At 69.1% G+C, this 12723-nt stretch carries 15 protein-coding genes; 7 read left to right on the top strand and 8 right to left on the bottom strand.

From position 1 onward, the window contains the following. Positions 1-119: 119 nt before the first annotated feature. Entirely contained in the window at positions 120-539 is a 420-nt protein-coding gene (locus ACH4YP_RS10260; protein ID WP_361052209.1) for a heme-binding protein, read from the top strand. A 160-nt stretch (positions 540-699) separates the two neighbouring features. On the opposite strand, the gene ACH4YP_RS10255 is transcribed toward ACH4YP_RS10260, so the two are convergent. Both ACH4YP_RS10255 and ACH4YP_RS10250 read right to left on the bottom strand, forming a co-directional pair. Beyond that, positions 700-1566 (bottom strand): GNAT family N-acetyltransferase, encoded by an 867-nt coding sequence (locus ACH4YP_RS10255; protein WP_398490207.1) that lies wholly within the window; start codon positions 1564-1566, stop codon positions 700-702. 5 nt (positions 1567-1571) lie between these two features. Further along, entirely contained in the window at positions 1572-2153 is a 582-nt protein-coding gene (locus tag ACH4YP_RS10250) for a DUF2269 domain-containing protein (protein ID WP_361052203.1), read from the bottom strand. 76 nt (positions 2154-2229) lie between these two features. On the opposite strand from ACH4YP_RS10250, the gene ACH4YP_RS10245 reads away from it, so the two are divergent. Further along, positions 2230-2862 carry an HAD family hydrolase gene (locus ACH4YP_RS10245; RefSeq protein ID WP_398490206.1) on the top strand — a complete coding sequence of 211 codons (633 nt, stop codon included), beginning with the start codon at positions 2230-2232 and terminating at the stop codon, positions 2860-2862. Between the two features lie 419 nt (positions 2863-3281). Then, the gene (locus ACH4YP_RS10240) at positions 3282-4985 is read left to right on the top strand and encodes a globin domain-containing protein (protein ID WP_398490205.1); all 1704 of its coding nucleotides are present in this window, start codon (positions 3282-3284) and stop codon (positions 4983-4985) included. 14 nt (positions 4986-4999) lie between these two features. On the opposite strand, the gene ACH4YP_RS10235 is transcribed toward ACH4YP_RS10240, so the two are convergent. From ACH4YP_RS10235 to ACH4YP_RS10215, 5 genes are all read right to left on the bottom strand, one after another. Further along, the gene (locus ACH4YP_RS10235) at positions 5000-5482 is read right to left on the bottom strand and encodes an NUDIX hydrolase (protein WP_361052194.1); all 483 of its coding nucleotides are present in this window, start codon (positions 5480-5482) and stop codon (positions 5000-5002) included. 66 nt (positions 5483-5548) lie between these two features. Continuing rightward, positions 5549-6454 (bottom strand): LysR family transcriptional regulator, encoded by a 906-nt coding sequence (locus ACH4YP_RS10230; protein WP_361052191.1) that lies wholly within the window; start codon positions 6452-6454, stop codon positions 5549-5551. 213 nt (positions 6455-6667) lie between these two features. Then, positions 6668-7807 (bottom strand): cystathionine gamma-lyase, encoded by a 1140-nt coding sequence (locus tag ACH4YP_RS10225; RefSeq protein ID WP_398490204.1) that lies wholly within the window; start codon positions 7805-7807, stop codon positions 6668-6670. After that, the gene (locus tag ACH4YP_RS10220) at positions 7804-8307 is read right to left on the bottom strand and encodes a low molecular weight protein-tyrosine-phosphatase (protein ID WP_398490203.1); all 504 of its coding nucleotides are present in this window, start codon (positions 8305-8307) and stop codon (positions 7804-7806) included. The genes ACH4YP_RS10225 and ACH4YP_RS10220 overlap by 4 nt, the downstream gene beginning before the upstream one ends. 8 nt (positions 8308-8315) lie before the next feature. Then, on the bottom strand, positions 8316-8693 hold the full coding sequence (locus tag ACH4YP_RS10215) for a phage holin family protein (RefSeq protein WP_361052181.1): 378 nt from the start codon (positions 8691-8693) through the stop codon (positions 8316-8318). A 60-nt stretch (positions 8694-8753) separates the two neighbouring features. Between ACH4YP_RS10215 and ACH4YP_RS10210 the strand changes: the two genes are divergently transcribed. The 4 genes from ACH4YP_RS10210 (at position 8754) to ACH4YP_RS10195 (ending at position 11014) form a co-directional block, all read left to right on the top strand. Continuing rightward, on the top strand, positions 8754-9071 hold the full coding sequence (locus ACH4YP_RS10210; RefSeq protein WP_055610299.1) for a cupin domain-containing protein: 318 nt from the start codon (positions 8754-8756) through the stop codon (positions 9069-9071). Positions 9072-9244: 173 nt separating this feature from the next. Further along, on the top strand, positions 9245-9457 hold the full coding sequence (locus tag ACH4YP_RS10205; RefSeq protein ID WP_361052178.1) for a DUF5326 family protein: 213 nt from the start codon (positions 9245-9247) through the stop codon (positions 9455-9457). Between the two features lie 303 nt (positions 9458-9760). Next, positions 9761-10474 carry an IclR family transcriptional regulator gene (locus tag ACH4YP_RS10200; RefSeq protein WP_398490538.1) on the top strand — a complete coding sequence of 238 codons (714 nt, stop codon included), beginning with the start codon at positions 9761-9763 and terminating at the stop codon, positions 10472-10474. Positions 10475-10573: 99 nt separating this feature from the next. After that, the gene (locus tag ACH4YP_RS10195; RefSeq protein ID WP_359715395.1) at positions 10574-11014 is read left to right on the top strand and encodes an SsgA family sporulation/cell division regulator; all 441 of its coding nucleotides are present in this window, start codon (positions 10574-10576) and stop codon (positions 11012-11014) included. 196 nt (positions 11015-11210) lie between these two features. Here the strand turns inward: ACH4YP_RS10195 and ACH4YP_RS10190 are convergent, their stop codons facing one another. Continuing rightward, entirely contained in the window at positions 11211-12707 is a 1497-nt protein-coding gene (locus tag ACH4YP_RS10190) for a YibE/F family protein (protein WP_361052175.1), read from the bottom strand. Between the last annotated feature and the right edge of the window lie 16 nt (positions 12708-12723).

The raw sequence follows: 12723 nt of genomic DNA, 5'->3' as shown, positions 1-12723 counted from the left end.
GACCGAAGCCCCGAGGAAGCCTTCACCCGCACCTCGGCGGACCGCTGCCCCCACACGCCACCACCCTGCCAACCGCCACCCCCCACACACACAGCACCACCATCAAGGAGAACAGGCTCATGAGCACCACCACCGTTGCCCCGCTGACCATCCAGGACGCCGAGGCTCTCGTCACGGCAGCCCGTCGTGCCGCGGAAGCCGCGGATGCGACGGTCAGCGTCACCGTCCTCGACGCGGGCGGCAACCTGCTCGCCTTCCGGCGCGACGACCGGGCCGTGCTGATCTCCGGTGAGACCAGCACCCGCAAGGCCTACACGGCACTGCAGCTGGACACCCCCACCGCCGACCTCGTCGACGCCGTGCAGCCGGGTGGCCTCTTCCACACCCTGCCCACCGCCCTCGACCGGCCACTGCTCTTCATCGCGGGCGGTGTCCCGGTCCACCGCGACGGCCGTCCGATCGGTGCGATCGGAGTCGGCGGCGGCGCTCCGGAGCAGGACCATGCCTTCGCCACCGCCGCGTTGGAGACGCTCACCTAGGAGCGCTCGAAGGCGCCGTAGCGCCGGGAACACCGAAAACGCCTGCCCTGTCCGGGGCAGGCGTTTTCGGTTGGCCGCCGGCTCTCGACCGCCGGGCCGGCAACCGCGGAGTTCTCAGCCGCCGAGCTCTCGGACGTCGGCCGAGCTCACCCTCGGCCCTTCAGCCTGCGGCCACCGTGAGCGGAGCGAACCGCCGGGTCCAGTCGCCCGGCAATTCCGCGATGCCGTACGTCATGACGGCGTTGAAACTCAGGGAGGCGAGCCCGCGTTCCTTCACCCACGTCAGCAACTCCTCGTGCCGTACGTCGATGTCGATGCGCAGAGGTCCGTCGACGTGGGCGGCCAGCGAGGCGATGAGCGCCTTGGCCGTCTCCGTGTCCCGGGCGATCAGCGGCCCCACGACATGGTTGTCCAAGTTGGGCCAGGCGGCCGCGTAGCCGATGATCCGGCCGTCCTCCTCGGCGACACGGAGCTGGTCGGCGAAGGCGGGCAAGCGCGTGATCATGTGCGTGCGGTCGGTACCGAAGACCTCTTCGTCGAGCCGGAGGATCGCGGTGAGGTCCTCGGCCGTGGCGGCACGCGTGGCCACCTCGGGCTCCGGGCCGCCCTGGACGAAGTGGCCGCGGACCATCTCGGCCCGTCCCGTGGTCTTGAACCCCAGTTCCTCGTAGAGGGGGCGCCCGTACGGCGTCGCGTGCAGCGTCACCGGTGTGGTGCCCAGCTCGGCGACGACGTGCCGCATCAGCCGGCGTCCGACGCCCTGGCGGGCGTGCCGCTCGGCGACGAGCACCATGCCGATCGCGGCCAGGGAAGGGCGGTCCTGGGGGCCGTACGAGGTCACGACGCAGGCGGTGACGAGGCCCCCGTCGGGGTCGTCGATGCCGTAACCCGTGCCGGCCGTGAGCAGGAGGCCCCACTTGTGTTCCTCGCGGGGCCAGCCGCGGTTCTCGGAGAGATCGGCGCAGGCGGAGAGATCGCGTGGCGTCAGACGGCGGATGGGCTGGAAGGCGGAGGAAGGAGTCGACACGCAGGTCAGGCTGTCTGAGATGCCCGCTCGGCGTCCACCGGTTTCCGGTCAGCCGCACTGATCTTTTGCCCGCGCGGCTTCTGCCCGGCTGACTTCTGCTCACGCAGCCTCCGTCCACGCCGGGTCGGTCCCCAGGGCTTGAGGACCGAGATCACCGTCATGAACAGGTAGGCGCACAGCGAGACGATCGGACCGAACAGCACGTCACCGGCATCAGGCAGCGGGCCACCTGCTGAAACAGCGGTGACGGCGGCACCGACTCCGGGGCGCAGTGCGAAGACAGTGGCGGTGGTCGTGGCCAGGGTCAGCCAGAACTTGATGTAGACCCAGCGGTGCCTCGCCAGCCCCCACGGCGTGCCCAGGGACAACACGAGACCGCTTACGAGCGTGAGGAACGCGAGGGGAAGCAGGAGCCAGTCGGCGAACAGCTTCATGGCACGGACGGAGGCCTCCACGGTCACCGCGGACCCTGTGGTGGTCGCGGTGATCCCCAGCGCGAGCAGCCCGAGCGTGAGCCCGAGCCAGCCCGCGGAGGCGGCTACATGGACGACGAGGGTGGCCCGGCGTGCGGGGCGGCTTAGTTTCACGTGAAACACCGTGCCGGGCGGGAGCGGAGAGTACGTCTGCCGGCGGGAGTAACCCCACGTACTAGCCTCGGCGTACATGGCGAGACTTCATCTCTTCGATCTGGACGGAACCTTGCTGCACGGCACCTCGGCGCCCGTGGAGATCTCCCGGCAGCTCGGCCTGGAAGCCGAGACCGTGGCGCTTGACGCAGCGATCGGCGCGGGTCTCATAGGCCCGCCGGAGTACGCGACGCAGGTACACGCCCTCTGGAAAGATCTCACCGAGGCGCATGTGGCGACGGCATTCGCCAGTGCGCCGTGGCTGGAGGGCATCCAGGACGTGTGGGCGGAGATCAGGGGGAGCGGCGACTACTGCGCCGTCATCTCGCTCTCCCCCTCCTTCTTCGTCGAGCGGCTGACTGGCTGGGGTGCACACGCGGCGTATGGATCACGCTTTCCCGCGGTGCCGTTCACCGAGCCGGTGGATCCTGTCGGGGTCCTGAGCGCGGCGGCCAAGGTGCGGATCGCCGACCTGCTCTGCGCGGAGTTCGGGGTGGCTAGGGCCGATTGCGTCGCGTACGGCGACTCGATGTCGGACAGGGACCTGTTCGGAGTGGTTCCGGTAACCGTCGCCGTCAACGCGGATCTGCATCTGGAAGGTCTCGCCACCCACTCCTACGTGGGGCGGGATCTGCGGGATGCCTATGAATTGGTGTGCCCTGCCCGGTAATTGAAGGAATCGACGGCCCGGTCCCCCTTCAGTTACCGACGCGGGTAAGCGGGGACTTGTGTGCCGGACAGCGGCCGGTATGGTCGACTCCGGTTCGTGTCCGGTGTGATGTCCGCGCATCCCGCCGGGGCGAACAAAGGGTGATGCAGCCTAACGAGACAGAGAGATCGAAGACTCGCATTTCCGGTTACATGGCCGGGGTGTTGGTACAGGGTGAGATGCTGCGATGGCGGTAGTGCGGCCAATGTCACACTCTTGGCTTACTTGTCCGTAGGGTGCGGGATTCCGAGGTTCAATGTGGCCGCCATGGGGCGACGGGGCGGAACAGGGAAAGCAAAGCAGTCTGCGGGGGAAAGCAGGCATCTTCCGATCGAGGAAGTGTGCAGACCGACCGAAAGATGTTCGAGGCGAGGCACAGCATGGACGCTCCGACCACCACGTCGGCCGACAACGGCACTTCAGGGGGTAGCGGCGCGGGCGGCTGGTTCACGCCGCACAAGCCGCCCGAGCCGCCCGCGAGCGGCGAGAAGGAAGCGCCCGAGGGCCACCGCCTCGCCGCGTTGCGCCCCGTCGGCAGGACCGCGACAGGCGCCGACGCCTCGACGCGGCAACGAATACCCCTGACCGACGAGATCGCCTCCGACACCGAGCAGGCCGACACCGGGGCCACGGACACGCTCGGTCGCCACGCGGGCTCCCCCGACGGCGGCCACACCCGCGGTGGCCCCACCGGCGCCAGGCTCGTTCCTGCCGACGCCACCCAGGCCGTCGTTCCCCATGCACATGCCGAGGCCCCGCACGCCGGGGCCGCTCCTGTCGGCCCGAGCGCGACGCCGGCAATGACCCACGAGGCGATACCCGCCCCGCAGGCGTACACGGGTCCTCCCAGCCCGCAGGCCCACACCGGTCCTCCCGTCCCACCCGGGCCCGACCGCGCGCCCCGCGTTCCCGACCAGCGCTTCGCCCCTTCCTCTGTCGCGGTGGCCGTTCCTGCCCCAGCACAGGCCGCCTCCCCCGACGCCATCCTCATCCGCCGGACCATGGCCGAGGTGGGTCCCGTCGCCGACAAGGTCACCTCGTACTTCTACGCGCTGCTCTTCGTGCGGCACCCGGAACTGCGCCAGCTCTTCCCCGCCGCGATGGACACTCAGCGGGACCGGCTCCTGCGGGCACTGCTGACCGCTGCCGAGCACATCGACAACACCGAGGTCCTGGTCGCGTATCTGAAGAACCTCGGTCGTGGCCACCGCAAGTACGGCACCCGCCCCGAGCACTACCCGGCCGTCGGCGAGTGCCTGATCGGCTCGCTCAGCCGGTTCGCCGCCTCGGTCTGGGACGGGGAGACCGAGGCTGCCTGGGTCCGGGCGTACACGACGATCTCGCAGGTCATGATCGACGCCGCGGCCGCGGACGAACTGCGGGCCCCGGCCTGGTGGCACGGCGAGGTGATCTCGCACGACCTCAGGACCCCGGACGTCGCCGTCATCACGGTCCGCTCCGACCAGCCGTATCCCTTCCTCGCCGGGCAGTACGCGAGCGTGGAGACCCCTTGGTGGCCGCGGATCTGGCGGCACTACTCGTTCGCCTCGGCGCCCCGCTCCGACGGCCTGCTGTCGTTCCACGTGAAGGCGATTCCCGCGGGCTGGGTATCCAACGCGCTGGTGCACCGCGCCCGCCCCGGCGACGTCATCCGACTCGGCCCCCCGGCCGGCTCGATGACCGTCGACCACACGACCGACAACGGCCTGCTCTGCCTGGGCGGCGGTACCGGCATAGCGCCGATAAAGGCCCTCGTCGAGGACGTCGCCGAGCACGGCGAGCGACGCCCGGTCGAGGTGTTCTACGGAGCCCGCACCGATCACGACCTGTACGACATCGACACGATGCTCCGGCTTCAGCAGAGCCACCCCTGGCTCGCGGTGCGCCCGATAGTCGACCACCACGGGCATCGGCACCTCCCCGACGCCGTACGAGAGTACGGGCCGTGGAACGAGTACGACGCGTATCTGTCGGGACCGCCCGGCATGATCCGCAGCGGATTCGACGCACTCAGGGACATCGGTATCCCGGCGGAACGGATCCGTCACGACGCGGTGGAAGAACTCGCCGTGACCGGAGACTGACTCCGAGCCGGTCGTCAGCCCAGATCGGGTGCGTGCATCGCCAGGACGCCCTCGATGTTCCCGTCGAGATAGTGCCGCAGCGACAGCGGTACGAGATGGACCGAAGCGATGCCCACGCGGGTGAAGGGGATCCGCACGATCTCGTACTCTCCGCAGGGCTCGTCGATCTCGGGGCCGTGGCGCAGCGAGGGGTCCATGGATTCCAGGCGGCAGACGAAGAAGTGCTGGACCTTCACGCCGGTCGTGCCCGCATCCTCGCCGATGTGCTCGACGGTGTCGACGAAGCAGGGCACCACATCGGTGACCTTGGCGCCGAGTTCCTCGTGCACCTCACGATGGAGTGCGTCGACGACGGTCGTGTCCTCCGGCTCGACCCCGCCGCCGGGCGTGAGCCAGTAGGGATCGACGCCGGGCTTGGTCCGCTTGATGAGGACCAGGTCATTGCCGTCCAGAAGGACGGCCCGGGCGGTGCGCTTGACCACGGGTCGGACGGTCATGGGAGAAATGTGGCCCAGTTGGTTCCACGTGAAACATCGCCCTCTTGACGAGGTGATGCATCTTGGTCATGCCCAGTCTATGGCGGCGCGCATGAGCCACTCGTGCGCCCGCGCAATATGCGGCATGGCCAGTGTGCCGGTGCGCACCACCAGGAAGTACGTACGAAGCGGAGGCACCGCGGGTTCGGTCAGCGCGACCACGTCTCCCCGCTCCAGGGCCGGTGCGCACAGATAGCGCGGTAGCACCGCGAGCCCGGCGCCGGTGGTCGCGCAGGCGAGGACGGCGCGCAGGTCGGGGACGATGACGGTGCCCGAGGCGGCCGGGCGGGAGTCGAAGACCGAGGCCCAGTAGCGGGCGACGAATGGCAGCGACTCGTGCACTTCCACCACGGGGAAGTTCTCCAGGGAGGGCTCGCCCTGGTGATGTAACGAGCCGGAGCCGAGGCGTTCGGCCCAGCGCGGGGCGGCGACCAGGACGTGCTCCTCGTCGCAGAGCGGAGTCGCGGTGAGCAGGGCTCCGCGTGGGCGGGCCGTACTGATGGCCAGATCGTGATGCCCGGCGGCGAGCCCCTCCAGCGTCTCCTCCGCATTTCCGAAGGAGGCCCGCAGCGCGAAGCCCTGGCCGTCGTCCCCGGTCAGCTCGGTGAGCGCGGGCAGGGCGCGTTCGGCGGTGAACTCCGGCGGCCCGGCGAGATGGAGCGTGCGCTCGGAGGAGTCCTCGTCGATGCCGGTCTCGGTGATCTCCACCAGGGCGTCGAGATGGGGTGCCGCCTTGTGGGCGAGTTCGTCGCCCATGGTCGTAGGGGTCACTCCACGGGCCTGACGCAGGAAGAGAGGGCGTCCCAGCTGTCGTTCGAGGGTTCGGATCTGGGAGGTGACGGCAGGCTGCGAGAGGCCCAGCAGAGCGGCCGCGCGGGTGAAGGAGCCGGCCCGGTGCACGGTCACGAAGGTCCGCAGCAAGGCCAGATCCATGGCGTCCCTTCTCTCTCCAGCTCCCCGGAAGCCCCCAACTATAAATATGTCGATAGGTCTCTGTCGCTACTGTGATTGGACACTGACACAGAGTCAACTAGCCTTGTTCGCGCGGTTCTTCGCGCGCAGAACCGGGACGGTCCGAGCCACGAGGGGGGAGGCTCGGACCGTCCGCCGTACGTGCCCGCTACTGACCGGCGACTCAGCGGGCGTTCACTGCGAGGACTCGTCGAGCGCGCGCAGCACATCGGCCACGAGGTCCTGAGGATCCTCGGCACCGGCCGAGAAACGGATGAAGCCCTCCGGCACCGCGTCACCGCCCCAGCGACCGCGGCGCTCGGCCGTCGACCGCACACCGCCGAAGCTGGTCGCGTCGTCCACCAGCCGCAGCGCGTCGAGAAAACGGTCGGCACGCGCGCGCGTGGGCAGCGTGAACGACACCACGCACCCGAAGCGCCGCATCTGCTGCGAGGCGATCTTGTGCGAGGGGTCGCCGGGCAACCCCGGATAGCGGACCCCGAGGTCCTCGTGCCGGTCGCGCAGGGCCTCGGCGATCACCAGCGCATTGGCGTTCTGCCGCTCCACACGCAGTTGGAGCGTCGCGATGGAGCGGTGCGCGAGCCATGCCTCCATGGGCCCGGGAATCGCCCCGACGATCTTGCGCCAGCGCCGTACGGAGGCCATCGCCGCGGCGTCGCCACCGGTGACGTACCCCAGAAGGATGTCGCCGTGCCCGGTGAGCTGCTTGGTGCCGCTGGCCACGGAGAAGTCGGCGCCCAGTTCCAGTGGGCGCTGCCCGAGCGGGGTCGCCAGGGTGTTGTCGACGGCGACCAGACAGCCGCGCGCGTGTGCCGCCTCGACGAGCCGCCGTACGTCGCACACGTCGAGACCCGGGTTGGACGGAGTCTCGATCCACAGCAGCTTCGCGCCGTCCAGGACGTCGAGCTGGGCGTCGCCGCCGGTCGGGGCGGTGCGCACCTCGATTCCGTACGCCTCCAACTGCGCGCGCACGAGCGGCAGCACCTGGTAGCCGTCGTCGGGCAGCACGACCGTGTCACCGGCGCTCAGCTGGGAGAAGAGGACGGCCGAGATGGCGGCCATGCCGGAGGCGAAGACGAGCGTTTGGACGTCATCACGCCCCGGTGCCTCCAGCTCGCCGATGGCGCGCTCCAGGTGCGTCCAGGTCGGGTTCTCGTCGCGGCCGTAGGTGTACGGGCCCGTGGGGTCGCCCGGCAGATGGAAGTGGGCGGCGAAGACCGGCCCCGGGAGGGTCGGCTCGTGCTTGACGGGCTCGGGCAGCCCTGCCCGCACCGCGCGTGTGCCGTCACCGGCTCCCGTAACGGAATCTGTCATACCGCCTGTCCCTCCACTTGCTCCCGTACCGCGGCGAGCAGGCCGGGACTCGCCGCCTCCACCATCTCAAGACACTCCTCGAAGCCGTCCAGGCCCCCGTAGTAGGGGTCCGGCACGTCGAGGTCGGCCCCCGAGGCCAACGCGACGGCAGGGTCGTACGAGCGCAGCAGCCGCACCTTCTCGGCGTCCGCCTCTGTGGGGGCGAGGCGGCGCAGGGCCTTCAGGTGGCCGGCGTCGAGGGCTATGACCAGGTCGAGCCGGGTGAACCAGTCGGCGTGGAACCGGCGGGCCGCATGGCCGCCTTCGTAGCCGCCTGCTTCGAGGACGGAGACGGTGCGCGGGTCGGCGCCGTCGCCCTCGTGCCAGCCGTCGGTGCCGGCGCTGTCCACCTCGATCAGGCCGTCGAGCCCGGCCTCCGCCACCCGCGCGCGGAAGACGGATTCGGCCATCGGGGAGCGGCAGATGTTGCCCGTGCAGACGAAGCACACGCGATAGGGCATCGGATCGCTCAGTCCTCGTCGGGGAGGACGACGTTCAGCGCCCAGGAGACGATGGAGATGATCAGGCCGCCCAGGACAGCGGTCCAGAAGCCGTCGACGTGGAAGCTCAGGTCGAGCTTGTCCGCCAGCCACGAGGTCAGCAGCAGCATCAGGGCGTTGACCACCAGCGTGATCAGGCCGAGCGTGAGAATGAACAGCGGGAACGTGAGCACCTGCACGATCGGCTTGACCAGGAAGTTGACCAGGCCGAAGACCAGTGCGACGAGCAGCAGCGTGCCTATCTCCTTGCCCGTGCTGCCACCGGACAGGGTGATCTTGTCCAGAAGCCACACGGCGACGGCCAGGGCGCCCGCGTTGGCGATCGTCTTGACTACGAAATTCTTCATGTGTCTGATCGTGACAGACGAGATCGACTACGAGCAGCGGGGCAAGGGCGGACAAGGGCGATGAAGGCATTCCGGCTGGACGAACTGGAGGCGGAGCGCGCCGCCAACGACGGCGCGTACCTCCAGTTTCTGCGTGAGAAGAACATGTCGGTCGGCCTGTACGCGCTGGACGCGGGCACCCAGGACCCTCAGCAGCCCCACCGCCAGGACGAGGTGTACTTCGTCGTCAGCGGCCGCGCCGCGATCACGGTCGGCATGGAGACGACCCAGGTGGCCCGCGGCAGCGTCGTCTACGTGCCCGCGGGGGTGGCCCACAAGTTCCACCACATCAGCGAGGATCTGCGGGTTGTGGTGGTCTTCTCTCCGCCGGAGAGCTGACGTCCGCCTCAGGGTTCCCTAGGGGAACGTTCAGGGGAGGACAAGGGGTGCGAGGCCCCCGCCGGCACCCTGCCGCGCCTAGCATCGAGAGCAGGACATTCGAGCCCCGTCACCCTTCGGGAGCGGGCCGGGACAGCACTCGGAAACGGGCAGAGAGACAAGGAGCAAGGGCGATGCGAGAGATCTTCGCGGGTGTGCCGTGGTGGGTTAAGTGGGTCGCGGTGCCGGTCATCGCCCTGGTCGTGTTCGGCGGCCTGATCATGAGCGTTGTCGGGATCGTGATCACCCTGCTCTTCAAGCTGCTGGTCTTCGTGGCACTGGTCGGCGGACTGATCTACGTCGTACGGAAGTTCATGTCGAGCTCTTCGTCGAGGAGCGACTGGTAGGCCAGGGGAGACCCGCCGGTCGGCAACCGGCCGGCGGTAACAGGAACAGGCAGTTCCCTCGGGCGAGGGAAGTTTCGGCACAGGCCGTCTGCGAGCGGTGGCAGACGGTTAAAGTCCGGAATTCGACGCGGGGTTGATTCCCGCGAGCGGCGCTCCGATCCCTCCCGTGTTACCCCCGCACGGGCGGCCCCCCTCGCGCTTCGGGAGTAACCCTTGGCCACGGTTGACACCGCACCCGTAGGACCGCACATCCCTTCCTCCGAGCCCCATCCCACGACCCTCATCGGATCAGTGCAGCGCGCGATGCGCCTCCTGGAGTCCGTCGCCCGCCATGAGCACGGGGCGCCCGCGAAACAGCTCGCCCGGGAGGCCGGGCTCGCTCTGCCCACCGCGTACCACTTGCTGCGCACCCTGGCCCACGAGGGCTATCTACGCCGGGAGAAGGGCCTGTTCTTCCTCGGTGAGGCGGTCGAGCGGTTGAGCAACAGCGGTGCCCAGCAGAAACGTCGCAGCATGGTCGCCGACGCACTCGCGCAGTGCCGTGACTCGATCGGCGCGCCCGTGTACTACGCGCTCTACCGCGACGGTGAGATCGAGGTCCAGTGCGTCGCCGACACCCCGGCCAATCCCGCCGTCGAGGAGTGGGCCGACTTCCGCGAGACGGGTCACGCGCACGCGATCGGCCAGTGTCTGCTGTCCCAGCTCGACGACGATGCCCGTCGGGACCACGTCGACCGCTACTCCGTCCGGTCCATCACGCCATATACGGTGCGTGACGATCGAACTCTGTTGCGACGCCTCGAATCCGCGCGACGAATGCAGCCCGTGATCGAGCGTCAGGAGTACGCGCTGGGTACGGTCTGCGCCGCGATTCCGATCACAGTGGGCAGTACTGCGGCCACGATCGCCATTTCCCTGCCGGCCCACCAGGCCGACCGACTGCTGCCGGCGGCACGCCGATTGCAGAGCGAGATCGGCAGGCTGCTGGGGACACTCTCGCTCTCTATCAGCATCTGAAAACTCACTCCTTGTGATCTGGTGTGTACTTTCAGCAAGATGCCAGCAGTGTCAGGTGGATGATTCCCGGCCAGTCGAAGGCGAACGACGGGGTAGGCGATGCGCGAGTCGGTAGTACAGGCAGAGGTCATGATGAGCTTCGTCGTCTCGGAGGAGCTGTCCTTTCGCATCCCGGTGGAGCTGCGCTACGAGACCTGTGATCCCTATGCCGTGCGGCTGACCTTCCACCTGCCCGGCGACGCCCCGGTGACCTGGGCCTTCGGCCGGGAGCTGCTGATCGACGGGGTGGGCCGGGCGTGCGGGGACGGCGATGTGCACATCGCTCCCGCCGACACCGAGGGGTTCGGGGACGTGCTGATCCGGCTTCAGGTGGGCTGCGACCATGCGTTGTTCCGCTGCGGGACGGCGCCGCTGCTGGCGTTCCTCGACCGTACGGACCGGCTGGTGCCGCTGGGCCAGGAGCGTTCCCTCGCGGACTTCGACACGCACCTCGACGAGGCGCTGAACCGCATCCTGGCGGAGGAACAGAGCGCCGGCTGAAGCGGTACGGGGCTGAGGCGGGCGTGACGCTGCCTCGCTGTATGTCCTCCCGTACGGGTGTGACGCGTTCTCAGCCCGCCCGGCGTCGGCCGTACGTCATATCTCTTGTTCCTTCGCGGCATCGCTGACTGCCGTAACGCTTCTTCTCGACTCTCGACTCTCGACTTTCGACAACCGGATCCGGCAGGGGCCGGGGTCAGTGCTTGCGGCGGCGGCCGCTCCCGCCACGCAGAGGCGCCTTGACGCCCGACTGGGGCAGCGGCTGCGGCTGTTCCTGTTGTGCCGGGGCGGCGGGGCCCGGGCGGTCCGCCGAGACCACCAGGGCGGCGAGAACGGTGGTCACCGGCACGGAGGCGACCAGTCCGATCGAGCCGACGAGCGTGCGCACGATCTCCTCGGCGACCAACTCGCTGTTGGCCACCGTCCCCACACTGCTCTGCGCGATGGAGAAGAGCAGCAGCAGCGGCAGCGCGGCGCCCGCATAGGCCAGGACGAGCGTGTTGACGACCGACGCGATGTGGTCGCGGCCGATGCGGATGCCCGCGCGGTACAGCCCGCGCCAGCCCATCGTCGGATTGGCCTCGTGCAGCTCCCAGACCGCCGAGGTCTGCGTCACCGTCACGTCGTCGAGCACACCCAGCGAGCCGATGATGATGCCCGCGAGCAGCAGGCCGCTCATGTCGATGGACGGGTACAGCCCATGGATCAGACCGGTGTTGTCGTCCGTGTTGCCGGTCAGCGCGGCCCAGTCGATGAACAGCGAGCCGAGCAGCCCGATCAGCAACAGGGAGAGCAGGGTGCCGAGCACCGCCACCGACGTACGGGCGGACAGACCATGGCACAGGTAGAGCGCGATCAGCATGATGGCGCTCGCCCCGACCACCGCCACGACCAGGGGGTTCGAGCCCTGAAGGATCGCGGGGAGGATGAAGAACGTCAGGATCAGGAAGCTGGCGGCCAGTGCGACCAGCGCCATGACGCCGCGCATCCGGCCCACGACGACCACGGCGACGGCGAAGATCCCGGCGAGCAGCGTCATCGGGAGTTTGCGGTTCACGTCGGTGACCGAGTACTGGAGCTCCTTGGGGGCGTCCGGCGCATAGGCGACGATCACCTCCTGGCCCTGCTCCAGCTGCCGCGAGGAGTCCGGCTGGACGATCTCCGTGAACGTACGGCCCTTGTCCTTGCCGGTGTCGACCCGGACCGTCGCCTTCTTGCAGCTGCCGGACGCCTGTTGCTGTGCCGACGAGCCCTCGGCGGTCGACGTGTCGCCGGTCGGCGTCTCCCCCGAGGCGTTCACCGATTTGCAGTCGACCTTGTCGACCTTGGTCACCGTGGCCTGCTGGGTCTGCCGGTCGAAGCCGACACCGGTGCGCTCGTGCCCGGGGGCGCCGCCGGGCCAGAGGACCACGAGGCCGACGACGACCGCCGCCGCGAAGGGGATCAGCACAGCCGCGATGACCTTGCGCAGATGCATCGAGACAGGCGCTGCGGGCCCATGACTGTGCGAGTGGCCATGCCCACCGCCACCCGGTCCGTCACCGTCACCACCGCCGGGCCTGCCTCCGCCACTGCCCGCTCCCGGGCCATGGGGTCCGTGCTGCCCGGGTCCGCCGCCGTGCCCATGGCCGTCGTGGCCGTGTCCATGGGGCGGTTCGGACGGTGGGAGTGGGGGCTGTTGCGTCGTGGTCACCGACCGATCATCGCAA

Origin of the sequence: Streptomyces sp. NPDC020747 (genome assembly GCF_044334695.1) — a bacterium.
GTDB lineage: Bacteria > Actinomycetota > Actinomycetes > Streptomycetales > Streptomycetaceae > Streptomyces.
Note: the sequence above shows the minus strand (reverse complement) of the source record. Positions and strands in the feature narration are given on the sequence as shown.

Coding starts and splice junctions, on each gene's coding strand:
- ACH4YP_RS10260 (WP_361052209.1), top strand. CDS start 120: ATGAGCACCACCACCGTTGCCCCGCTGACCATCCAGGACGCCGAGGCT.
- ACH4YP_RS10245 (WP_398490206.1), top strand. CDS start 2,230: ATGGCGAGACTTCATCTCTTCGATCTGGACGGAACCTTGCTGCACGGC.
- ACH4YP_RS10240 (WP_398490205.1), top strand. CDS start 3,282: ATGGACGCTCCGACCACCACGTCGGCCGACAACGGCACTTCAGGGGGT.
- ACH4YP_RS10235 (WP_361052194.1), bottom strand. CDS start 5,482: ATGACCGTCCGACCCGTGGTCAAGCGCACCGCCCGGGCCGTCCTTCTG.
- ACH4YP_RS10230 (WP_361052191.1), bottom strand. CDS start 6,454: ATGGATCTGGCCTTGCTGCGGACCTTCGTGACCGTGCACCGGGCCGGC.
- ACH4YP_RS10225 (WP_398490204.1), bottom strand. CDS start 7,807: ATGACAGATTCCGTTACGGGAGCCGGTGACGGCACACGCGCGGTGCGG.
- ACH4YP_RS10220 (WP_398490203.1), bottom strand. CDS start 8,307: ATGCCCTATCGCGTGTGCTTCGTCTGCACGGGCAACATCTGCCGCTCC.
- ACH4YP_RS10215 (WP_361052181.1), bottom strand. CDS start 8,693: ATGAAGAATTTCGTAGTCAAGACGATCGCCAACGCGGGCGCCCTGGCC.
- ACH4YP_RS10210 (WP_055610299.1), top strand. CDS start 8,754: ATGAAGGCATTCCGGCTGGACGAACTGGAGGCGGAGCGCGCCGCCAAC.
- ACH4YP_RS10205 (WP_361052178.1), top strand. CDS start 9,245: ATGCGAGAGATCTTCGCGGGTGTGCCGTGGTGGGTTAAGTGGGTCGCG.
- ACH4YP_RS10200 (WP_398490538.1), top strand. CDS start 9,761: ATGCGCCTCCTGGAGTCCGTCGCCCGCCATGAGCACGGGGCGCCCGCG.
- ACH4YP_RS10195 (WP_359715395.1), top strand. CDS start 10,574: ATGCGCGAGTCGGTAGTACAGGCAGAGGTCATGATGAGCTTCGTCGTC.